General features: G+C 67.0%; 20 protein-coding genes. 11 read left to right on the forward strand and 9 right to left on the reverse strand.

What is annotated here, in order from left to right:
• Positions 1-168 precede the first annotated feature (168 nt).
• Positions 169-855, reverse strand: a complete 687-nt coding sequence (locus ABIC90_RS23570; RefSeq protein ID WP_436318243.1) for a TetR/AcrR family transcriptional regulator — start codon at positions 853-855, stop codon at positions 169-171.
• A 163-nt stretch (positions 856-1,018) separates the two neighbouring features.
• Between ABIC90_RS23570 and ABIC90_RS23575 the strand changes: the two genes are divergently transcribed.
• The gene (locus tag ABIC90_RS23575) at positions 1,019-2,098 is read left to right on the forward strand and encodes an asparaginase (RefSeq protein ID WP_354358451.1); all 1,080 of its coding nucleotides are present in this window, start codon (positions 1,019-1,021) and stop codon (positions 2,096-2,098) included.
• A gap of 7 nt (positions 2,099-2,105) precedes the next feature.
• On the opposite strand, the gene ABIC90_RS23580 is transcribed toward ABIC90_RS23575, so the two are convergent.
• The 3 genes from ABIC90_RS23580 to ABIC90_RS23590 are packed head-to-tail and all read right to left on the reverse strand — an operon-like array spanning position 2,106 to position 4,736.
• A complete protein-coding gene (locus tag ABIC90_RS23580; protein ID WP_354358453.1) occupies positions 2,106-2,936 on the reverse strand; it encodes a phosphatase PAP2 family protein in 831 nt (276 codons plus the stop codon).
• Between the two features lie 10 nt (positions 2,937-2,946).
• Positions 2,947-3,771, reverse strand: a complete 825-nt coding sequence (locus ABIC90_RS23585; RefSeq protein ID WP_354358455.1) for a metallophosphoesterase family protein — start codon at positions 3,769-3,771, stop codon at positions 2,947-2,949.
• Positions 3,768-4,736 carry a diacylglycerol/lipid kinase family protein gene (locus ABIC90_RS23590; RefSeq protein ID WP_354358458.1) on the reverse strand — a complete coding sequence of 323 codons (969 nt, stop codon included), beginning with the start codon at positions 4,734-4,736 and terminating at the stop codon, positions 3,768-3,770. Before ABIC90_RS23590 ends, ABIC90_RS23585 begins: the two co-directional genes overlap by 4 nt.
• A 232-nt stretch (positions 4,737-4,968) precedes the next feature.
• Between ABIC90_RS23590 and glyQ the strand changes: the two genes are divergently transcribed.
• From glyQ to ABIC90_RS23625, 7 genes are all read left to right on the forward strand, one after another.
• A complete protein-coding gene (gene glyQ / locus ABIC90_RS23595; protein ID WP_354358460.1) occupies positions 4,969-5,877 on the forward strand; it encodes a glycine--tRNA ligase subunit alpha in 909 nt (302 codons plus the stop codon).
• Positions 5,878-5,909: 32 nt separating this feature from the next.
• Positions 5,910-6,476, forward strand: a complete 567-nt coding sequence (locus ABIC90_RS23600; protein ID WP_354358462.1) for a metal-dependent hydrolase — start codon at positions 5,910-5,912, stop codon at positions 6,474-6,476.
• A 95-nt stretch (positions 6,477-6,571) separates the two neighbouring features.
• Entirely contained in the window at positions 6,572-8,806 is a 2,235-nt protein-coding gene (glyS, locus tag ABIC90_RS23605) for a glycine--tRNA ligase subunit beta (RefSeq protein WP_354358464.1), read from the forward strand.
• 24 nt (positions 8,807-8,830) lie between these two features.
• On the forward strand, positions 8,831-9,196 hold the full coding sequence (locus ABIC90_RS23610; RefSeq protein ID WP_354358466.1) for a hypothetical protein: 366 nt from the start codon (positions 8,831-8,833) through the stop codon (positions 9,194-9,196).
• Entirely contained in the window at positions 9,193-9,771 is a 579-nt protein-coding gene (gene gmhB / locus ABIC90_RS23615; protein ID WP_354358468.1) for a D-glycero-beta-D-manno-heptose 1,7-bisphosphate 7-phosphatase, read from the forward strand. Before ABIC90_RS23610 ends, gmhB begins: the two co-directional genes overlap by 4 nt.
• The gene (locus ABIC90_RS23620; protein WP_354358470.1) at positions 9,771-10,505 is read left to right on the forward strand and encodes a lysophospholipid acyltransferase family protein; all 735 of its coding nucleotides are present in this window, start codon (positions 9,771-9,773) and stop codon (positions 10,503-10,505) included. The genes gmhB and ABIC90_RS23620 overlap by 1 nt, the downstream gene beginning before the upstream one ends.
• A 17-nt stretch (positions 10,506-10,522) precedes the next feature.
• Positions 10,523-11,491, forward strand: a complete 969-nt coding sequence (locus tag ABIC90_RS23625; protein WP_354358472.1) for a M48 family metallopeptidase — start codon at positions 10,523-10,525, stop codon at positions 11,489-11,491.
• A gap of 17 nt (positions 11,492-11,508) precedes the next feature.
• Here the strand turns inward: ABIC90_RS23625 and ABIC90_RS23630 are convergent, their stop codons facing one another.
• From ABIC90_RS23630 to ABIC90_RS23645, 4 genes are all read right to left on the reverse strand, one after another.
• Complete coding sequence (locus tag ABIC90_RS23630; protein WP_013543745.1) at positions 11,509-12,384, reverse strand: carbohydrate ABC transporter permease; 876 nt, start codon at positions 12,382-12,384, stop codon at positions 11,509-11,511.
• A gap of 10 nt (positions 12,385-12,394) precedes the next feature.
• On the reverse strand, positions 12,395-13,303 hold the full coding sequence (locus ABIC90_RS23635; protein WP_354358475.1) for a carbohydrate ABC transporter permease: 909 nt from the start codon (positions 13,301-13,303) through the stop codon (positions 12,395-12,397).
• A gap of 34 nt (positions 13,304-13,337) precedes the next feature.
• Positions 13,338-14,666: an ABC transporter substrate-binding protein gene (locus ABIC90_RS23640; RefSeq protein WP_354358477.1), complete on the reverse strand. Its 1,329-nt coding sequence runs from the start codon at positions 14,664-14,666 to the stop codon at positions 13,338-13,340.
• A gap of 76 nt (positions 14,667-14,742) precedes the next feature.
• Positions 14,743-15,816 carry an ABC transporter ATP-binding protein gene (locus ABIC90_RS23645; protein ID WP_354358479.1) on the reverse strand — a complete coding sequence of 358 codons (1,074 nt, stop codon included), beginning with the start codon at positions 15,814-15,816 and terminating at the stop codon, positions 14,743-14,745.
• A 175-nt stretch (positions 15,817-15,991) separates the two neighbouring features.
• Here ABIC90_RS23645 and ABIC90_RS23650 point away from each other — a divergent pair, with 175 nt between their 5' ends.
• Genes ABIC90_RS23650 through ABIC90_RS23660 form a run of 3 tightly spaced genes read left to right on the forward strand, consistent with a single transcriptional unit; the run spans position 15,992 to position 19,664 of the window.
• Positions 15,992-16,819 carry a FadR/GntR family transcriptional regulator gene (locus ABIC90_RS23650; protein ID WP_354358481.1) on the forward strand — a complete coding sequence of 276 codons (828 nt, stop codon included), beginning with the start codon at positions 15,992-15,994 and terminating at the stop codon, positions 16,817-16,819.
• Positions 16,816-17,832: a D-erythronate dehydrogenase gene (gene denD, locus ABIC90_RS23655; RefSeq protein WP_354358485.1), complete on the forward strand. Its 1,017-nt coding sequence runs from the start codon at positions 16,816-16,818 to the stop codon at positions 17,830-17,832. Before ABIC90_RS23650 ends, denD begins: the two co-directional genes overlap by 4 nt.
• Positions 17,832-19,664, forward strand: coding sequence for an IlvD/Edd family dehydratase (locus ABIC90_RS23660; protein ID WP_354358487.1), 1,833 nt, complete (start codon positions 17,832-17,834; stop codon positions 19,662-19,664). The genes denD and ABIC90_RS23660 overlap by 1 nt, the downstream gene beginning before the upstream one ends.
• 104 nt (positions 19,665-19,768) lie before the next feature.
• Here the strand turns inward: ABIC90_RS23660 and ABIC90_RS23665 are convergent, their stop codons facing one another.
• The gene (locus tag ABIC90_RS23665; RefSeq protein WP_354358489.1) at positions 19,769-20,539 is read right to left on the reverse strand and encodes an SDR family oxidoreductase; all 771 of its coding nucleotides are present in this window, start codon (positions 20,537-20,539) and stop codon (positions 19,769-19,771) included.
• Positions 20,540-20,578 lie beyond the last annotated feature (39 nt).

The raw sequence follows: 20,578 nt of genomic DNA on the forward strand, positions 1-20,578 counted from the left end.
GTGCCAGCGCGGGTGCACCGGACTGGTGATTGGTGTTGCAGAGGGGCGAGCGGGCGGCGGGCTGACGCGTCTCGCTCGAGCAGCGCCCGCCCGACCTGCTCTTGCTACCCTCGATTTACATCAGCCAGACGTACCGCAGGCCGACGTGGTCGGCTGCCACCCGTCTTTTCAGGCCTCGATGCCGCAGCCGCCCAGCACAAAGGCCACCAGCTCGCGCGCGATCGGCTCGCGGTCGATGGGCGCATCGGGCGGCAGGCCCAGCATCACGCGCGTCTGGATCGCGTAGTCGGCGTAGCTCTGGGTCATGGCCCAGATGTGCATCAGCAGGATGCGCGCATCCAGCGGCCGCATCTGTCCGCGCGCGATCCAGCCGTTGATCACGTCCACCTTCTTCTGCGTCCACGCCCGCGCGTTGGGCCAGTAGCGGTCCAGGTTGCGGCCGCCGTCCAGGATTTCGCGGGTGAAGATGCGCGACATCTCGGGGCTGTCGATGGCGTGGTCCAGCTTCTTGCGGATGTAGCTGCCCAGCACGGTGGCGGGATCGCTCGCGTCCTCGAACGAGAACACCACCTTCCACGCATGCAGCACCTGCATCAGCAGCTCTTCGTAGAGCTCTTCCTTGCCGGCGATGTAGTAGTGCAGCTGGGGCTTGGTGAGGCCCGCGCGCGCCGCAATGGCCTGGGTGGAGGTGCCCTTGAGGCCATGCAGGCTGAACTCGGCCACCGCCGCGGTGCGGATGGCCGCCATGATGCGCTCGCGCCCCGGGCGGGCGCGCGACAGCGGACCGTCGGGGGCGGGCATTTCCTGGGCGGTGGCGGGGGGCAGGATGGCGCTGTCGGCGGTGTTGGCGTTCATGGCTGGAAGGGCAGGCGGTCGGCGGCAGGGCGCCGGGCCGATGGTAATCCTTGGCGCATGGCCGCATGCCGTGCCGGCATGGCGACAGGGCGCATGCCGGCATGGTTCATGTATCTTCCTCGCCGCTTTCAGACAAACAACCTCGGACCCAAGGAGTCTTTCCATGTACCTTTCCCCCCGTTTCAGGGCCTTTGCCGCGGGCGCCGCCCTGCTGGCCGCCAGCACGCTCGCACAGGCGCAGCAGGCGCAGCAGGCGCTGCCCAACGTGGTCATCCTCGCCACCGGCGGCACCATTGCCGGTGCCGGCGCCTCGGCCGTCAACAGCGCCACCTACGCGGCCGCCAAGGTCGGCGTGGACAAGCTCATCGCCGGCCTGCCTGAGCTTGCCAAGGTCGCCAACGTGCGCGGTGAGCAGGTCTTCCAGGTTGCCTCGGAAAGCCTCACCAACGACAACCTGCTGACGCTGGCCAAGCGCGTCTCGGCGCTGTCCAAGCAGTCGGATGTCGACGGCATCGTCATCACCCACGGCACCGACACGCTCGAAGAAACCGCCTACTTCCTGACCCTGACGGTGCACACCAACAAGCCGATCGTCGTGGTCGGATCGATGCGTCCGGGCACGGCCCTGTCGGCCGACGGCGCGCTCAACCTGTACGACGCGGTGAACGTGGCGGGCAGCAAGGACGCCATGGGCAAGGGCGTGCTGGTGACGATGGGCGACAACATCGACAGCGGCCGCGACGTGAGCAAGAACGTCAACATCAAGACCAGCGCCTTCTCCAGCCAGTGGGGCCCGCTGGGGATGGTGGTCGAGGGCAAGAACTACTGGTTCCGCGCGCCGGTCAAGCGCCACACCATGAATTCGGAGTTCGATATCGACAGCATCAACGCGCTGCCGCCGGTGGAAATTGCCATGGGCTACGAAGGCGTGTCGTCGGTGGCCATCGACGCGATCGCCAAAAGCGGCGCCAAGGCGCTGGTGCACGGCGGCACGGGCAACGGCTCGGTGGCCGACCGCATCGTTCCGAACCTGCAGAAGGCGCGCGCCGACGGCGTGATCGTGATCCGCAGCTCGCGCGTGCCCGACGGCTTCGTCATTCGCAACGCCGAGCAGCCCGACGACAAGAACGACTGGGTGGTGGCGCACGACCTGCGCCCGCAGAAGGCGCGCATCCTGGCAATGGTGGCTCTCACGAAGACCAACAACACCAAGGAACTGCAACGCATCTTCTGGGAGTATTGATCCCCGATCAGCGCGCGGCGCGGCGCTTGCGGTGCCGCGCGTATTCCAGGCTGCTCACGCACACGAGCAGCCAGGCCAGGCCCGTCAGGAGGCCGGCCACCACATCGCTCGCGAAGTGCACCTGCAGAAAGATGCGGCTGCACGCGATGGTCAGGATGGCGCCCACGGCGGCCATGGCCGCCGGCACATGCCAGCGCGCCGGCAGTGTCCGCAGCGCCAGGTACAGCAGCATTCCGTAACTCACGATCGCACCCGAGCTGTGCCCGCTCGGAAAGCTGTAGCTCGTCTCCAGGGTCAACCCGTGGTCGTGCACCGGCCGGGCCCGCTCGAAGATGTGCTTGAGCGCGGGGTTCAGCACCACGATGCCGCCGAGCGCCAGCACCCAGCCCAGCGCGAGGCTGTGGTGCGCATGGCGCCACAGGACGGCGGCGACGATCAGGCACACCGGCGCAAGAAAGGCGAAGTCGCCCAGGTGCGTGAGCCAGCTGAACGCGACCAGCGCCGCCCACGGCACATGGGTGCCGATGGCATCGGCCAGCGCCTGGTCGGCCAGGCCCATCGCGCGTCCGTCCGAGAGGTTCGAGGCGATCCATGCGAACACGCTCGCCGCCGCCAGGATCAGCAGAAAGCCCGCGGCGAGCCCGACCGCGATACGCGGCTCGCTGGGCTCCTCCGCATCGCGGGCCTTGAAGTGGCGCCGCTGCAGCACCCAGCAGACGGCGCCCGCGCCGAGCACCGACGCGGTCCAGATCGAAAGAAACCAGCCGAGCGCATGCGCGCCGAGTTGCTGGGCAAGAAGAACGAGAGGGGGGGTGAGGGCAGAGGCTTCCAGAGGCATGCGGCGCACCCTAAGGGGGCACCGCGCCGCTGGCAAGAGAAAGCGCAAATACTTTGGCGCACACGAAGGCTTTGTCCGCGGCCGCGTAGTCCCAGCGCTCGACCCGGCAGGCACGCGTGCCGCCCGTTTTGTCGAAGCGCACCACGTTCACCGAATTGGCAAAGCCCGCCCGCACCCGCGTCGACACCGCCGTGCCGGCCTGCACCGCGTACACGGTGCGCCGGCAGCCCGAGAAGGCGTCGTGCAGCGAACGGACAAAGGGCAGGTGGATGTGGCCGCCCAGCACCAGGTCGACGCCCGCCTCGGACCATCGCGCCACCGCCGGCCCGCGCCCGTGCAGCCGGTTCGACAGGTCTTCCTGCCGCGTGACCATCAGCGGCTGGTGCGTGACCACCACGCGCAGTTGCGACGACGAGGCCGCCGCCAGCCGCGTGGCCACCCGCTCGACCTGCGCGGCCGACACCGCGCCGTCCGCATGCCGGTACCAGCGCGTGGTGTTGACGGTGACCACCAGCCAATCGTCCGACTCGAACACCGGCTCCAGGTCGTCGCCGAAGGCGGCCTTGTAGCGGCCATAGGGCGAGAAGCAGCGCGCCGCGAGTTGCAGCAGCGGAATGTCGTGGTTGCCCGGAATGACCAGGGTGGCGGGCACCGCCAGCTGGTCGACGAAGGCCCGCGCCGCCGCGAACTGCGCCGTGGTGGCGCGCTGGGTGATGTCGCCCGACATCACCACCACCTGCGGTGCCAGCGCCTGGGTGAATCGTTCCAGCGCCTGCAGCACCTCGGGGTGCTCGGTGCCGAAGTGCGTATCGGATATCTGCAGCAGGCAACTCATTGCTTTGCGGCCTCCAGCTCCGGTGCGACGTCGGGCCGTACCAGCCACAGCGGCTCGGGCGACACGCGGAACAGCAGCGGCATGTCGGTCCAGGCGATTTCTCCGTCGGTCGCCACCTTCACCCGTCGCGGCGCGCGCAGGCGCCCGGCCCGCACCGTCATCGATTCGAAGGGAAAGCTCAGCACCTGGTCGGCGCGTCCGAGCCGGCCCATCGCGCCGCGCACCAGGAGACCCGGCATCGCGAGCACGCCGACCGGCTTGAGCGCGATGGCTGCGAGCTGCCCCTGCTCAGGCGCATCGGCATGCTCGATGCCCACCTGCAGAAGTTGCAGCGGGTTGTTGCCCACGAAGAGCGTCGGCGTGCGGAAGTCTTTTTCCTGCCCGCGCCAGGCCATGCGCAGGTTCCAGTGCCGGTGGCGGCCGCGCATCACCGTCAGGAGGCCGGCGAAGAACGCGATCCAGCGGCTGCGGCCGTAGCGCGCCTTGTAGGTTTCGCGCTCTTCGAGCAGTTCGGCGTACAGGCCCATGCTGGCGTTGACCAGGAACACGCGGTCGTTCACCAGGCCCACCTGCGCCGCCCGTGGCTGGTTGTTCAGCAGCACCTGCAGCGCTTCGGCCGTGTCGCGCGGGATGCCGTGGGTGCGGCTGAAATAGTTGAAGGTGCCCTGCGGCAGCACGCCGAAGGCACAACCGCTGCCCAGCGTGGCCTGCGCCACCGCGTTGATGGTGCCGTCGCCGCCCGCGGCCACCACCACGCCGCCCACGGCGCGGGCGCGCTCGACGGCCTCGCGCGCCAGGGCGTGCAGCCGGTCGGGGCCGTCGATCAGGAAGATGCGGTGCTTGCGGCCGGCCGCCTCGCAGCCTTCCTCGATGACCCGGCGGGCCTCGGCGGCGCTCTCGCTGCCGGAACTGGCATTGAGCACGATGAAAAACGGAGAACTCGGACCGATGTGGGGCGGTTGCATGTCGATGGGGGCTGGAAATGGCGGGCCAAAGGGCGGGCCCAAGGGCCGCGCGGGATCTGAAGAACGAGGGGCGAAAGGCACCCAACCTCCGGTTGTCGCACGGCCTGGCGGGTCTTGCGAGCAGCCGGCATCCCGGCCGGCTGTGGGAGAGTTGCCCTCCGAACGTAAAATCGCCCGCTTTCGCGGTGCATGCCGCGCTACCGTCCAATGTCCGGCCACGCCGGCCAGCTCCATGTTGACCTTCCAGCAAATCATTCTCAAACTGCAGTCGTACTGGGCCGACCAGGGCTGCGCGCTGCTGCAACCGTACGACATGGAGGTCGGCGCGGGCACATCGCACACCGCCACCTTCCTGCGCGCGCTCGGCCCCGAACCCTGGAAAGCCGCCTACGTGCAGCCCAGCCGCCGACCCAAGGACGGCCGCTACGGCGAGAACCCCAACCGCCTGCAGCACTACTACCAGTACCAGGTGGTGCTCAAGCCCGCGCCCTCGAACATCCTGGAGCTCTACCTCGGCAGCCTCGAAGCCCTGGGCTTCGACCTGAAGAAGAACGACATCCGCTTCGTGGAAGACGACTGGGAGAACCCCACGCTCGGCGCCTGGGGCCTGGGCTGGGAGGTGTGGCTCAACGGCATGGAGGTGACGCAGTTCACCTACTTCCAGCAGGTTGGCGGCATCGACTGCAAGCCGATCACCGGCGAGATCACCTACGGGCTGGAGCGCCTGGCGATGTACCTGCAGCAGAAGGAAAGCATCTATGAACTGGAGTGGGCGCCCGGCGTGAGCTACGGCGACGTCTACCACCAGAACGAGGTCGAGCAATCCGCCTACAACTTCGAGCACAGCGACGCCGAGTTCCTGTTCACCGCCTTCAACGCGCACGAAAAGCAGGCCAAGCACCTCATGACCGAGCAGCTCGCGCTGCCGGCTTACGAGCAGGTGCTCAAGGCCGCGCACAGCTTCAACCTGCTCGATGCGCGCGGCGCGATCAGCGTGACGGAGCGCGCGGCCTACATCGGCCGCATCCGCAACCTCGCGCGCAGCGTGGCGCAGAGCTACTACGAGAGCCGGGAACGCCTGGGCTTTCCGATGGCGCCGCGCGAATGGGTCGCGCAGATTCCGGTCAAGAAGGCCGCCTGATTCCGCCGCCTGCATTTCCCGCCTGAACGCTCATGCCAACGATCTTCACCCACGTCGCCGTTCCCGTCTGCGCAGCCATTGCGCTGGGCACGCGGCGCGTGCCGGTGTCGGCGCTGCTCGCGGGCATGCTCGCGTCCATCGTGCCGGACTTCGACGGCCTGGCCTTCAAGCTGGGCATTGCCTACGGCGGCATGGCGGGGCATCGCGGCTTCACCCACACGCTGCTCTTCGCGCTGCTGTTCGGCTTTGCCGGCTGGTGGCTCGCGCCGTACTGGGGCATGCGCCGGGCGGTCGGCTGGGCGTGGATCGCGCTGTGCACCATGTCCCATTCGCTTCTGGACATGCTGACCAACGGCGGCATCGGCATCGCCTTTTTCTGGCCGTTCAGCGATGTGCGCTATTTCAGCCCGTGGCGTCCCATCGAGGTGTCGCCGATCGCGCTGAAACGTTTTTTCTCGCCACGCGGTGCGGCCGTGCTGCTCAACGAGCTGGTCACCGTGTGGGCGCCGCTCCTGGCGGTGTCGGTAGTGGCGCTCGTGGCGCGCCGTGCCGCGGACCGGCGCAGCAGCAATCACAACAACGGGGCCGTCTCCGCATGAGCGCCCGTCGATTCTTCCCTTCCACGGTGCCGCATCGCTGCGTGCCCGTGACCGGCGCCGCTTGCGGCGCAGTTTTCGTCCTATCCCTCTGAGCCATGTCGTCTGCCAGCCTTCTTGTCGAACTGTTTGTCGAGGAATTGCCGCCCAAGGCGCTGAAGAAGCTCGGTGACGCCTTTGCCGGCGTGCTGCGCGAGCAGCTGGTGGCGCAGGGCCTGGCCGAGGCCGGCTCGGTGCTCACCGCCTATGCCTCGCCGCGCCGCCTGGCCGCGCACCTCACGCACGTGACCGAGCGTGCCGCCGACAAGGCCGTGTCGCAAAAGCTCATGCCCGTGGCCGTGGGGCTCGATGCTTCAGGCCAGCCCACGCCCGCGCTGCTCAAGCGCCTGGGCGCGCTGGGCGCCGATGCCTCCGCCGTGCCCGGCCTCAAGCGCGCGATGGACGGCAAGGCCGAAGCCCTCTTCTACGAAAGCACCGCCAAGGGCGCGACGCTGGCCGAGGGTCTGCAGAAGGCGCTGGCCGAGGCCATCGCCAAGCTGCCGATTCCCAAGGTGATGAGCTACCAGCTCGAAAGCGGCTGCGAGCTGCCCGGCTGGAGCAGCGTGAGCTTCGTGCGCCCCGCGCACGGCCTGGTGGCGCTGCATGGCGACACCGTGGTGCCCATCGAGGCGCTGGGCCTGAAAGCCGGCCGCGAAACGCACGGCCACCGCTTCGAGGCGGCGGTCGATCCGGTGGTGCTGCGCGATGCCAACAGCTACGCGCTGCAGCTGCAGGACGAGGGCGCCGTCATCGCGAGCTTCGAGGCCCGCCGCGCCGACATCGCGCGCCAGCTCGCGGCGGCGGCCGTCAAGGTCGGCAGCGGCTCGGTGCCCATCCACGACGACGCACTGCTCGACGAAGTGACCGCGCTGGTCGAACGCCCCAACGTGCTGGTCTGCAGCTTCGAGCCCGAATTCCTCGAAGTGCCGCAGGAGTGCCTCATCCTCACGATGAAGGCCAACCAGAAGTACTTTCCGCTGCTCGACGCGCAAGCCAGGCTCACCCACAAGTTCCTGGTCGTCAGCAACATCAGCCCCGACGACGCGAGCGCGGTCATTGAAGGCAACGAGCGCGTGGTGCGCCCGCGCCTGGCCGACGCCAAGTTCTTCTTCGACCAGGACCGCAAGAAATCGCTGGCCTCGCGCGTCGAGTCGCTGGGCAAGGTGGTCTATCACAACAAGCTCGGCACGCAGGGCGAGCGTGTGCAGCGCGTGATGCACATCGCGCGCGGCATTGCCGAAAAAATCGGCGATGCCGCGCTCGCCGCACAGGCGACGCAAGCCGCACAACTGGCCAAGGCCGACCTCGTGACCGACATGGTCGGCGAGTTCCCCGAGCTGCAGGGCACGATGGGCCGCTACTACGCGCTGCACGACGGCCTCGATGCCGCGGTGGCCGACGCCATCGAAGACCACTACAAGCCGCGCTTCGCTGGCGACGAGCTGCCGCGCAACAGCGTGGGCCTCGCGGTCGCGCTGGCCGACAAGCTCGAAACGCTGGTCGGCATGTTCGGCATCGGCAACCTGCCCACCGGCGACCGCGATCCGTTCGCGCTGCGCCGGCATGCGCTGGGTGTGATCCGGATGCTGATCGAGAAGGACCTCGCGCTGGGGCTCGACGACTTGGTCCAGATCGCCTTTGATATCTTGGATGACGAAAATCTCCAGCGAAATTATTGGAATACCCAGCAGGAACGTGAATGGGCTGCGAAGCAGGCTGCTGGAGGCGGTGGTCTGATTGGGCACGCGTCTGGGTTTGCCAAGCGCCCGTTGGACGCCGATACACCGAAGCTGGTGATTGCCTTCGTGTACGACCGACTGGCGAGCGGGCTACGCGAACAGGGCGCAAGCGCGCATGAGGTCGATGCCGTGCTGGCTAATCGTCCGCAGCGGTTGGGCGAGGTTCCCAAATTGCTGGGCGCGGTTCGAGCATTTGCCGCGCTGTCGGAAGCACCAGCATTGGCGGCCGCCAACAAGCGCATCGGCAATATCTTGAAGAAATCGCCCGAAGCTGATCCTCATGTCAACCCTCAGTTGTTGCCTGAGCCTGCGGAGAAGGCGCTCTATCAGGCGATGCAGCTTGTGGTGCCTATTGCCGATAGTCAATTTGAGAGCGGCGATTACAAGGGGTCGTTGATGACGCTCTCTATGCTTCGCTTGCCTGTGGATGCCTTCTTCGACGACGTGATGGTCAATGCTGAACAGGTCGACCTACGGCTCAACCGGCTGGGGCTGCTGATGTCGCTGCATGCCGCGATGAACCGCGTGGCGCAGCTCGAGCGGCTGGCTGCCTGAACTCAGCAATCAGCATTTCGCACCATGAATCGGCAGTTGCAGATCGATGACTTTTCGCTTCGGGCGCATCGCCTCGCCGTAGAGCGACTGCGCGCCGATCCCGCTCGAATCGCTGATCTCACGGCAACGCTCGAACGGTGGCAACTGCAATCCGGCAAGACACGGTCTGATTCCTATTGGGAGGAGTGGCGCGCCATTCTCGCGTCCGGCGTGAATGCCATCGAGGCGGCCACATGCGGTACAGATGACCATGCGGTCGTGCTGCGCAGTGTGTCGCCAATCGGCATTCTCATCACGCAGGAAGAACGCAGCGAATTGCGGCGTGCTGCGGGGCTAGGCGCAATTCAACCTGGCGAACGTTGTCTCTCAGGCACGGAAAAGACCCCATGAAACTCGTCATCCTCGACCGCAACGGCACGATCAACGTGCACCGCGAAGACTTCGTCAAGAGCGACATCGAGTGGACGCCGCTGCCCGGCGCGCTGGAGGCGATCGCGCGGCTCAACCATGCGGGCTGGCATGTGGTGGTTGCGTCCAACCAGTCGGGCCTGGGCCGGGGGCTGTTCGACATGGCCTCGCTCAACGCCATGCACGCCAAGATGCACAAGATGCTCGCGGCCGTGGGCGGCAAGGTGGATGCGGTGTTCTATTGCCCGCACAGCCCCGACGAAGACTGCGAGTGCCGCAAGCCCAAGCCGGGCCTGTTCCTGCAGATCGGCGACCGCTACGGCATCGACCTCAAGGGCGTGCCGACCGCGGGCGACAGCCTGCGCGACCTGCAGGCGGGCGCGGCCGCCGGCTGCGAGCCGCACCTGCTGCTCACCGGCATGGGCGCGGCCTGCATCGGCGTGGACCCGCTGCCTCCCGAATACCCGGCGAACACGGCGGTTCACGAGGACCTCGCCGCCTTTGTCGACTTTTTGCTCGCGCGCGAAGCGCGGGCCGCACTGCAGGTGGCTCTTTGATGGCGTTTATCCGTTCCGTTCTCCACGCCCTGTGGATGCTCGTCACCGTGGTGCCCTGGGGCATCATCATGTGCGTCAGCTCGATCTGGAAGCGCGGCATTCCGCTCTACTGGATGGCCGAGCAGTGGCTCAGCTGGGCCATCGGCGGCGCGCGCGTGCTGCTGGGCATCAAGACGCGGGTCACCGGCATGGAAAACCTGCCGACCGACCAGCTGGCCGGCGCGATCCTGCTGGTCAAGCACCAGTCCACGCTCGAGACCTTTCTCATGCCCACGCTGATGCCGCATCCGCTGGCCTACGTGTTCAAGAAGGAGCTGATCTACGTGCCCTTCTTCGGCTGGGCGATGGCGCGGCTGGACATGATCCACATCGACCGCAGCCAGCGCGCCCAGGCTTTCAACAAGGTGGTGAACCAGGGCCGCAAGCTGCTTGCGCAGGGCATCTGGATCATCATGTTTCCCGAAGGCACCCGCATTCCGCGCGGCCAGAAGGGCACCTACAAGAGCGGCGGCACGCGCCTGGCCTGCGAGACGGGCGTGCCGGTCATTCCCATCGCCGTCACCTCGGCCAAGGTCTGGCCGCGCAAGGCCTTCATCAAGCGCCCGGGCGTGGTCGATGTGTCCATCGGCCCGGCCATTCCGAGCGTGGGCCGCAAGCCCGACGAGCTGATGCGCGAAGTCGAGGCGTGGATCGAGGCCGAGATGCACCGGCTCGATCCCGAGGCCTACCGCTAGAAGCCGCAGGACACCCGATGCAGGGACTGCTGCAGTTCACGATGGACCTGTTCGAGGGGCTGGGCAGCGAGTTCGCGAAGCCCGAGCCGCCGGCGCCGCGGCCGAAGAAGGTCCGCAAGGCCGCGCCGCCCGCGATGCCGCCCGTGCCGTCCGCGCCTCGGCAGGAAGCTGTGGACACCGGCCCCGCATTGCCCGCGATCCCGCTGCGCGACACGCTGGCGCTCGCGCGCTTCGCGCATCCGCAGGCCACGCGCGAAGTGGTGCTGGGCTCGGCACGCGTGGCCTACGAATTCAAGCGCGGCAAGCGAAAGACCATCGGCTTTCTGGTGGGAGCCGAAGGCCTTTCGGTGCGCGCGCCGCGATGGGTTGCGCTGCGCGACGTCGATGCGGCAATCCAGGAGAAGGCCGACTGGATCCTGCGCAAGCTGCTGGAGACCCAGCAGCGCCACGCGCGCGTCGAGGCCACGCGCATCGAGTGGAAGGACGGCGCAGGGTTTCCGTTCATGGGCGAGCCGGTCGTGATCCGGCTCGATCCCAAGCACGGCTTTGCCAGCGTCGGCGGCACGCTCGACGACGCCGAGGTCGAAGGCGGCCCGCGCATCCTGCGCCTGGCCGTGGCGCAGAACGCCGCGCCCTCGCAGATTCGCGACGCCGCGCAGGCCTGGCTCATGCGGCAGGCGCGCAAGCTCTTCATCGAGCGGCTCGATCATTTCGCGCCGCTGCTCGGCGTGCGCTGGCAGAAGCTCTCGCTCTCGAACGCTGCCACGCGCTGGGGCAGCGCGAGCGCGGACGGCTCGATTCGCCTGAACTGGCGGCTCATTCATTTCCGGTTGCCGGTGATCGACTACGTGGTCGCGCACGAACTGGCCCACCTGCGCGTGATGGACCACTCACACCGCTTCTGGGAAACCGTCGAGCGCGTGGTGCCCGACTACGACCTGTTGCGCCGGCAGCTGAAAGACGAAGCCGTCCCGCGCTGGAACTGATCGCCGCGAGGCAGCGGCTATTCCTTGACCGACCCGGTCATCCCCGACACGTAGTACTCGACGAAGAACGAGTAGATGAACGCCACCGGCAGCGAGCCCAGCAGCGCGCCGGCCATCAGCGGCCCCCACTGGTACACGTCGCCCTGCACCAGCTCCGTGACCACGCCGACGGGCAGCGTCTTCACCTCCGACGACGAGATGAAGGTGAGCGCGTAGATGAACTCGTTCCACGACAGCGTGAACGCGAAGATGCCTGCCGAGATGAGGCCCGGCACCGCGAGCGGCAGCACGATCTTCACCAGGATCTGCCAGCGGCTCGCGCCGTCGATGAGCGCACACTCTTCCAGCTCGGCCGGAATCGACCGGAAGTAGCCCATCAGCAGCCAGGTGCAGAAGGGGATGAGGAAGGTCGGGTAGGTGAGGATCAGCGCCCAGCGCGTGTCGAAAAGCCCGAGGTTGAACACGACGTTCGCCAGCGGAATGAACAGGATCGACGGCGGCACCATGTACGCCAGAAAGATCGAGAGGCCCACGTGCTTCGATCCCTTGAAGCGCAGCCGCTCGATGGCATACGCCGCGAACACCGAGGCCGCGAGCGACACGAAGGTGGACACCACCGACACCAGCACCGTGTTCCACAACCACTGCGGGTACGAGGTCTCGAACAGCAGCTTGTAGAAATGCGAGAGCGTCGGGTTGATCACCCAGAACGGATTGCCCTCGCGCGAGAGCAGTTCGGCATCGGGCTTCACCGAGGTGATGGCCATCCAGTAGAACGGGAACAGCAGCACGATCAAAAAGACCACGAGCGGCAGGTACACGGTCACCGCCTTGCGCGGGATCGTGTCGAGGTAGCTCATGCCGACGGTGTCGACCTGGCCCGCATTGCTCATGGAAGTTCTTTCATTTGTCGGCACCGCCTTGTTGCCATGCGCGCCGCTGCAGGCCGAAGAAGCTGAACATCACGCAGGCCAGGAGAAACGGCACCATCGCAATCGCGATGGCCGCGCCTTCGCCGAGCGCGCCGCCCGAAATCGCGCGCTGGAACGACAGCGTGGCCATCAGGTGCGTGGCATTCAACGGGCCGCCGCGGGTGATGACGTAGATCAGCTGGAAGTCGGTGAAGGTGAACAGCACCGAGAAGGTCATGACCACCGCGATGATCGGCGTCAGCAGCGGCATGGTGACGTGGCGAAACTGCTGCCACGGCGTCGCGCCGTCGATGGCGGAGGCTTCGTAGTAAGAGGGCGAAATGGTCTGCAGCCCTGCCAGCAGCGTGATCGCCACGAAGGGCACGCCGCGCCACACGTTCGCAATGATCACCGCGATGCGCGCATTCCACGGTGAGCCGAGAAAGTCGATGTACTGGTCGATCAACCCCAAGCGCATCAGCGCCCAGCTGATGATGGAGAACTGCGAGTCGTAGATCCACCAGAACGCGATCGCCGAGAGCGCGGTGGGCACGATGTACGGCAGCAGGATCACCGCGCGGAAGAAGGTCTTGAAGCGGATGTTCCGGTTCAGCAAGATCGCCAGCCACAGCCCCAGGAGGAACTTGAACACGCTCGCCACCGCCGTGTAGAAGAGCGTGTTGAAGAGGGCGAGCCGCGTCACGGCGTCGCCCCACAGGTACTCGTAGTTCTCCAGCCCGATCCACTGGCCCGCGCGGCCCACCTTGGCATCGGTGAAGCCAAGGTAGGTGCCCAGCCCCAGCGGGTAGGTCAGGAACAGGAGCAGCAGCACCGCTGCCGGAAGCATGAACGCCAAGCCAAGCGCGTTGCGGCTGTTCTGGAACCTGGCCAGGAGTGTCATGGGGCGGGCTGCTTCGGGAGAGTGAAAGGATCGATCAGACCTTGTAGTACCGCTCGGCACGCTTTTGCGCGCGCTCGGCCGCTTCCTTGGGCGACTTCGATCCGCTGGCCGCCTCGGCCACCATGTTCGGAATGATGAAGTCCGCCGCCGCGCCGGCCGAGGCATAACCCAGCTTGCCGTCGTAGCCGCCGGGGCGCAGGTTCTTCACCGAATCGCGGTACGGCAGGTTCTTCGGGTCCGAGGACCAGATCGCGCTGTTCTCGTAGAAGCGCAGGGGCTGCGCCACATAGCCGCCGCCGCCTTGCAGCCACGGATCGAACTGTTCCTTCTCCATCATGAAGCGCAGGAACTCCTTGGCCGCCTGCGGAAACTTCGTGTACTTCATGACCATCTGGTTGAAGAACAGGTGCGACTCCGTCGGCACGCCCACCGGGCCGATGGGGAACACCGCATGGTTGATGTCCGCGGCCATTTCCTTGATCTTGGGATCGGCGGAATTCTTGGCCGCGTAGTAGATCGAGATGCCGTTGTTGGTGACGCTGACCTGCCCATCCAGAAAGGCCTTGTTGTTGTTCGGGTCCAGCCACGAGAGCGTGCCGGGAATGAAGTTGGCGTACAGCTCCTTGCTGTACTCCAGCGCCTTCAGCGTCTCGGGGCTGTCGATCACCACCTTGTTCGACTTGTCGACCAGCTTGCCGCCGTGCGACCAGATGAGCCAGTTGCACCAGGTGCTGTCGCCGGTCGCATTGCCCAGTGCCATGCCGCCGGGCGTGCCCTTTTCCTTGAGCGCCTTGTAGAGCTTCAGGAACTCGTCGGTGGTCTTGGGGAAGGTCGCGAAGCCCGCGGCCTTGACCATGCTCTCGCGGTACACGATGAGCGAGCCCGAGGCGCCCAGCGGCAGGCCCAGCCATTTCTTTCCGTCGGGGCGCATGAAGGCCTCGGCCGCGGGGTACCAGCCGCCGTATTTCTTGCCGAGGTATTCGGCCAGGTCGGTCACGTCGAGCAGCTTGTCGGGATAGAGGTTGGCGTCGTCATTGGTCGACAGGATGATGTCGGGGCCGGCGCCCGTGTTGGCGGCCACCGCGGCCTTGGGGCGCACGTCTTCCCAGCCCTCGTTGTCCACGCGCACTTCCACGCCCGTGGCCTCGGTGAACTTCTTGACGTTGGCCATGTACGCATCGATGTCGCCCTGCACGAAGCGGCTCCATCGCAGCACGCGCAGCTTGGCGCCCTTCTCGGGCTTGAACGTCAGGTTCTGCGCCTGCGCGAATGGCGCGAACAGGGCGCTGCCCGTGCCGACAGTCGCGGCGGCGGCAACGCCGGCCGAACTCTCGAGAAACCTGCGGCGATTGAAATCACTCATGAGCTGTCTCCTTCGTTGTAAACGGGCCGGTGTGAACCAAAGACAAAGCGAAAAAAGCGAAAAATCAGGGAGCGCTTCAGGCGGCCAGGCGCAGGCCGCTTTCTGCATCGAAGAGGTGGGCGCGCGCCAGGTCGGGCACGAGGTGGATGGTGCTGCCCGGTGCGAAGTCGTAGCGCTCGCGGAACACGGCCGAGAGCTCCGTGCCTTCGTGGCGGCAGGCGACGAAGGTGTCCATGCCGGTGGGCTCCATCACGACCACGCGCGAGGGAATGCCGCCGCTGTCGCCCAGCGTCAGGTGCTCGGGGCGCGTGCCGTACACGACTGGCTGGCCGTCGGTGCCGCCCGCGTGCGTCGGTGCATCGAGCCGCGTGCCGTCGGGCAGCTCCACATGCGCCGCGCCGCCCGCGCGCCGCAGCGTGCCGGGCAGGAAGTTCATGGCCGGCGAGCCGATGAAGCCCGCGACGAACTGGTTGGCCGGATGGTCGTATAGCTGAAGCGGACTGCCGGTCTGCTCGATGCGGCCGTCGCGCATCACCACGATCTTGTCGCCCATGGTCATGGCTTCGATCTGGTCGTGGGTGACGTAGATCGAGGTGGTCTTCAGCCGCTGGTGCAGCTCCTTGATCTCGCTGCGCATCGCCACGCGCAGCTTGGCGTCGAGGTTGGACAGCGGCTCGTCGAAAAGAAAGACCTGCGGATCGCGCACGATCGCGCGCCCCATCGCCACGCGCTGGCGCTGGCCGCCCGAGAGCTGGCGCGGATAGCGCTCGAGCAGCGGTGCGAGCGCCAGGATTTCGGCCGCGCGCTGCACCTTGCCGTCGATGGTGGCCTTGTCCATCTTCGCGAGCGAAAGGGCAAAGGCCATGTTCTGGCGCACCGTCATGTGCGGATAGAGCGCGTAGTTCTGGAACACCATCGCGATGTCCCGCTCCTTGGGCGGCAGGTCGTTCACGCGGCGATCGCCGATGCGGATTTCGCCGCCGTGAATTTCCTCCAGCCCCGCGATCATGCGCAGCAGGGTCGACTTGCCGCAGCCCGAGGGGCCCACGAGCACCGTGAAAGAGCCGTCGGCAATGTCGATGTCCACCCCATGAAGGATGGCGACTTCGCCGAATCGCTTCTTGACCGCTTCAATCGTGACACTGGCCATGCAAGGAGTCCTGACAAATCGCGGGAAGGGGCGCAAGCGGCACGGAGACCTCCGCGTCGCAGCCCGCGCAGTATCGGCACTCGTTTTTGAAACCGGTATCAGGGCAAACCGGTACGAGAAATCCCCTGTTGACTTGTATGATGACCCGATAACCGTGCTCCACTTTTCCGCTGCCGTGCAGGCCACCGCCCTCTCAGAATCCTTCCCCCTGGTCACCGACCGGCTGTCTGATCGGCTCGCTTCGCGGCTGGCCGCGCAGATCGCATCCGGCGCGCTGCGGCCTGGCGACCGGCTCCCTACCGAACAGCAACTCGCGGCCTCGCACGGGGTTTCGCGCACCGTGGTGCGGGAGGCCGTGCATCAGCTCAAGTCGCAGGCATTGGTGACCTCGCGCCAGGGCCTGGGCTGCTTCGTGGCGCAGGCGCCGCTGCATCGGCCGCTGGCCTTCGATCCGGCCGTGCTCGATTCGGTGCAGTCCGTCGTCGACGTGGTCGAGGTGCGCCGCGTGCTCGAAGGCGAGATCGCCGCGCTGGCCGCACAGCGCGCGAGCCGCAGCCAGATCGCCGAGTTGCGCCGCGCGCTCAAGGCCATCGACGTCGCCGCGGCGGCCGGGCAGGACGGTGTCGCCGAAGACCTCGCCTTTCACCGCGTGATCGGCGAAGCCACCGGCAATCCGCAGTTCCGCCTGTTGCTGGGCTTTCTGGAGCAGTACCTGCGCGAAGGCATGCGCATCACGCGCGGCAACGAAGCCCGCCGCCTGGACTTCATGGAGGCGGTACAGAACGAGCACCGCGCCATCGTCGAGGCCATTGCGGCGCGCGACCCGGTGGCCGCGCGCCGCCATGCAACGCAACACCTGATTCGCGGCGAGCAGCGGCTTGTCGAGGGCGGCGTCATCACCGGGCAGCGCCGTCGCGCCCTGGCGCGTGGCGCAAAGCCTGCCACCCCCACCGCAAAACCGAAACGCGCAACCCGAAGCACAACCAAGAGGGACACACCATGAAACTGTTGATCACCGGAGGCGGCGGCTTTGTCGGCGCCCGTCTCGCACGCGCGCTGCTGGCGCGCGGCACGCTGGCCGGCCAGCGCATCGAACGGCTGGTGCTGACCGACATCGCGCCGCCGCCGGCCGACCTGCTGGCCGATGCGCGCGTCGAGGCCCGCACCGGCCCGTTGCTCCAGCAGACCGAGGCGCTGAAGACCGAAGCCTTCGACGGCGTGTTCCATCTCGCCTCGGCCGTCTCGGGCGAATGCGAAGCCGATTTCGAACTCGGCCTGCGCTCCAACCTCGACAGCACGCGCGCGCTGCTCGATGCCCTGCGCGCCAACGTCGGCGCGGGCGGCAGGGTGACGCGGCTGGTGTTCTCCAGCTCGGTCGCCGTGTTCGGCCCCGACCCCTCGGTGCCGCTGCCCGCGCTGGTGGCCGACGACACGCTGCCGCTGCCGCAAACCTCGTACGGCACGCAGAAGCTGGTGTGCGAGCACCTCATCTCCGACTACACGCGCAAGGGCTACATCGACGGCCGCGCCGCGCGGCTGATGACGGTGACGGTGCGCCCGGGCAAGCCCAACGGCGCTGCGTCGTCGTTCTTCAGCGGCATCATCCGCGAGCCGCTGGCGGGTGTGGAATCGATCTGCCCGGTGTCGCCCGACGTGTCGCACCCCATGAGCTCTCCGGCCCGCACGGTCGAGGGCCTCATCGCCGTCTACGAAGCCAGCCGCGAGGCCTTCGGCGGCCGCGCCGCGATCAACCTGCCGGCGCTCAACGTGCGCGTGAGCGACATGCTCAATGCGCTCGAGGAAGTGGCCGGCCCCAAGGTTCGCGCGCTGGTGCGCTTCGAGCGCGACGAGCGCATCGCCGGTATCGTCGCCAACTGGCCGGGCGGTGCCACGGCCGAGCGGGCCGCGCGGCTGGGTCTGCATCCGCACGACAACTTCGCCGACATCATTCGCCAATACATCGCCGACTGCGCCGCGCTCCCGAATGCGGCCGAAACCTTGAAGGGAATGTCCTGATGAACAAGAAGAAAAGCCCCACACCCAAGAGCGGCCCGAAGAAGCCCCGCGGGCCCATGAAGCTGCGCTCGCAGGCCTGGTTCGACAACCCCGCCAACACCGACATGACGGCGCTCTACCTGGAGCGCACGATGAACTTCGGGCTCGGCTTCGAAGAGCTGCAGTCGGGCCGCCCGATCATCGGCATCGCACAGACGGGCTCCGACATCGCGCCCTGCAACCGCCACCACCTGGTGCTGGCCGAGCGCGTGCGCGAGGGCATCCGCGACGCGGGCGGCATCGCCTTCGAGTTTCCGATCCATCCGATCCAGGAAACCTGCAAGCGCCCGACCGCCTCGCTGGACCGCAACCTGCAGTACCTGTCGCTGGTCGAAATTCTGTACGGCTACCCGATCGACGGCGTGGTGCTGACCACCGGCTGCGACAAGACCACGCCGGCCCAATTGATGGCGGCCGCCACGGTCGACATTCCGGCCATCGCGCTGAACTCCGGCCCGATGCTCAATGGCTGGTACAAGGGCGAGCGCACGGGCTCGGGCACCATCGTGTGGAAGGCGCGCGAGCTGCTCGCCGCGGGCGAGATCGACGACCAGGGCTTCCTGCGGCTCGTGGCCTCTTCGGCCCCGTCGACCGGGCACTGCAACACCATGGGCACGGCCTCCACGATGAATTCGCTGACCGAGGCACTGGGCATGACGCTGCCCGGCAGCGCGGCCATTCCGGCGCCGTACCGCGACCGCCAGGAGATGGCCTACATGACCGGCAAGCGCATCGTCGAGATGGTGCGCGAGGACCTGAAGCCTTCGGACATCCTCACGCGCGCTGCCTTCGAGAACGCGATCGTCGTCAACTCCGCCATCGGCGGCTCGACCAATGCGCCCATTCACCTGAACGCCATCGCGCGCCACATCGGCGTGCCGCTGACCACCGGCGACTGGGAAAAGCACGGCTACAAGATCCCGCTGCTGGTCAACCTGCAGCCTGCGGGCGAGTACCTGGGCGAGGACTACTACCGCGCGGGCGGCGTGCCCGCGGTGGTGGCCGAGCTGATCGCCAAGGGCAAGATACAGCCCTCGCTCACGGCCAACGGCAAGAGCATCATCGAGAACTGCGAAGGCCGCTTCACCGAAGACCGGAAGGTGATCTTCCCGTACGCCAAGCCGATGATGAAGAATGCGGGCTTCCTTGATTTCAGCGGCAACCTGTTCGATTCCGCGATCATGAAGACCAGCGTGATCACGCCCGAGTTCCACGCCCGCTACCTGGAGAACCCCGCCGACCCGATGGCCTTCGAAGGCACGGCCGTGGTGTTCGACGGCCCCGAGGACTACCACCGCCGCATCGACGATCCGAAGATGAAGATCGATGCGCACAGCGTGCTGTTCATGCGGGGCGTGGGGCCTGTGGGTTACCCGGGCGCGGCCGAGGTGGTGAACATGCGCGCGCCGGCCTACCTGCTGAAGAAGGGCATCACCGCGCTGCCTTGCATCGGCGATGGGCGGCAGTCGGGCACCTCGGGCTCTCCGTCGATCCTGAACGCTTCGCCGGAGGCCGCGACCGGCGGTGCGCTGGCGCTGCTGAAAACCGGCGACCGCGTGCGCATCGACCTGAAGAAGCGCACGGCGAACATGCTGGTCTCCGACGAAGAACTCGCCACGCGCCGCCAGAAGCTCGAAGCGGCCGGCGGCTACCCGTATCCGCCGAGCCAGACGCCGTGGCAGGAGATCCAGCGTGCGGTGGTGGACGAACTCTCCGAAGGCATGGTGCTCAAGCCGGCGGTGAAGTACCAGAAGATCCACGCCACCTTCGGCGTGCCGCGCGATAACCACTGAGGCGGCGCGCGCCCTGGCCGTTCGGGCTGAGCTTGTCGAAGCCTCGCGCGCCGCTTCGACAGGCTCAGCGTGAACGGATTTTTATTTCAGGACGCTTCGAATGCTCAGCGCGCGTGCGTCACGCCGCCGTCCACGATCAGCGTTGAGCCCATCACATAGTCTCCCGCGCGCGATGCGAGGTAGATCGCGGCGCCGGCCATGTCTTCGGGCGTGCCGATGCGGCCTGCGGGAATGCGACCCTTGACCTCGTCGCCGTGGTCGCGCGCATCCTTGTTCATGTCCGATGCGAAGGCGCCCGGGGCGATGGCGCTCACCACGATGCGGTCTTGCGCCAGGCGCAGCGCCATGCGGCGCGTGAGCTGGATCAGCCCGGCCTTGCTGGCCGCATACGAATACGTTTCCTGCGGGTTCACCGAGATGCCGTCGATCGATGCGATGTTGATCACCTTCGACAGCTGATCGGTCGCGGCCTTCTTGAGCATCGGCGTGAGCGCCTGCGTGAGGAAGAAGGGCGTCTTGAGGTTCAGGTCGACCACCTTGTCCCAGCCGCTCTCGGGGAACTCGGCGTAGGGCGCGCCCCAGGCCGCACCGGCGTTGTTGACCAGGATGCCGAGCGAGTCTTCGTGCTTCGCATAAGCCGCCACCAGTGCCTGCGCGCCCTCCACCGTGGACACGTCCGCCGGCAGCGACACGCAATGGCCCAGCGCCGAGAGCTCCTTGGCTGTCTGGTCGCAGGCCGCCGCCTTGCGCGCCGAGATGTACACGCGCGCGCCCTGGGCGAGGAAACCCTCGGCGATCATGCGGCCGATGCCGCGCGAGCCGCCGGTGATCAAGGCGCTGCGGCCCTTGAGCGAAAAGAGTTGGGTGGTGTCCATGGTGCGGGTGTCTCCTGAATGAAAGTGTTCAGCAAACGA

Origin of the sequence: Variovorax boronicumulans (genome assembly GCF_040544675.1) — a bacterium.
GTDB classification, from domain to species: Bacteria; Pseudomonadota; Gammaproteobacteria; order Burkholderiales; family Burkholderiaceae_C; genus Variovorax; species Variovorax boronicumulans_D.

What these genes read in the sequence shown, in the direction of transcription:
- glyQ (WP_354358460.1), top strand. Translation starts at nt 4,969, where the DNA reads ATGTTGACCTTCCAGCAAATCATTCTCAAACTGCAGTCGTACTGGGCC.
- ABIC90_RS23600 (WP_354358462.1), top strand. Translation starts at nt 5,910, where the DNA reads ATGCCAACGATCTTCACCCACGTCGCCGTTCCCGTCTGCGCAGCCATT.
- ABIC90_RS23630 (WP_013543745.1), bottom strand. Translation starts at nt 12,384, where the DNA reads ATGAGCAATGCGGGCCAGGTCGACACCGTCGGCATGAGCTACCTCGAC.
- denD (WP_354358485.1), top strand. Translation starts at nt 16,816, where the DNA reads ATGAAACTGTTGATCACCGGAGGCGGCGGCTTTGTCGGCGCCCGTCTC.
- ABIC90_RS23585 (WP_354358455.1), bottom strand. Translation starts at nt 3,771, where the DNA reads ATGAGTTGCCTGCTGCAGATATCCGATACGCACTTCGGCACCGAGCAC.
- ABIC90_RS23590 (WP_354358458.1), bottom strand. Translation starts at nt 4,736, where the DNA reads ATGCAACCGCCCCACATCGGTCCGAGTTCTCCGTTTTTCATCGTGCTC.
- ABIC90_RS23640 (WP_354358477.1), bottom strand. Translation starts at nt 14,666, where the DNA reads ATGAGTGATTTCAATCGCCGCAGGTTTCTCGAGAGTTCGGCCGGCGTT.
- ABIC90_RS23625 (WP_354358472.1), top strand. Translation starts at nt 10,523, where the DNA reads ATGCAGGGACTGCTGCAGTTCACGATGGACCTGTTCGAGGGGCTGGGC.
- ABIC90_RS23610 (WP_354358466.1), top strand. Translation starts at nt 8,831, where the DNA reads ATGAATCGGCAGTTGCAGATCGATGACTTTTCGCTTCGGGCGCATCGC.
- ABIC90_RS23660 (WP_354358487.1), top strand. Translation starts at nt 17,832, where the DNA reads ATGAACAAGAAGAAAAGCCCCACACCCAAGAGCGGCCCGAAGAAGCCC.
- ABIC90_RS23580 (WP_354358453.1), bottom strand. Translation starts at nt 2,936, where the DNA reads ATGCCTCTGGAAGCCTCTGCCCTCACCCCCCCTCTCGTTCTTCTTGCC.
- ABIC90_RS23575 (WP_354358451.1), top strand. Translation starts at nt 1,019, where the DNA reads ATGTACCTTTCCCCCCGTTTCAGGGCCTTTGCCGCGGGCGCCGCCCTG.
- ABIC90_RS23635 (WP_354358475.1), bottom strand. Translation starts at nt 13,303, where the DNA reads ATGACACTCCTGGCCAGGTTCCAGAACAGCCGCAACGCGCTTGGCTTG.
- ABIC90_RS23620 (WP_354358470.1), top strand. Translation starts at nt 9,771, where the DNA reads ATGGCGTTTATCCGTTCCGTTCTCCACGCCCTGTGGATGCTCGTCACC.
- gmhB (WP_354358468.1), top strand. Translation starts at nt 9,193, where the DNA reads ATGAAACTCGTCATCCTCGACCGCAACGGCACGATCAACGTGCACCGC.
- glyS (WP_354358464.1), top strand. Translation starts at nt 6,572, where the DNA reads ATGTCGTCTGCCAGCCTTCTTGTCGAACTGTTTGTCGAGGAATTGCCG.
- ABIC90_RS23645 (WP_354358479.1), bottom strand. Translation starts at nt 15,816, where the DNA reads ATGGCCAGTGTCACGATTGAAGCGGTCAAGAAGCGATTCGGCGAAGTC.
- ABIC90_RS23665 (WP_354358489.1), bottom strand. Translation starts at nt 20,539, where the DNA reads ATGGACACCACCCAACTCTTTTCGCTCAAGGGCCGCAGCGCCTTGATC.
- ABIC90_RS23570 (WP_436318243.1), bottom strand. Translation starts at nt 855, where the DNA reads ATGAACGCCAACACCGCCGACAGCGCCATCCTGCCCCCCGCCACCGCC.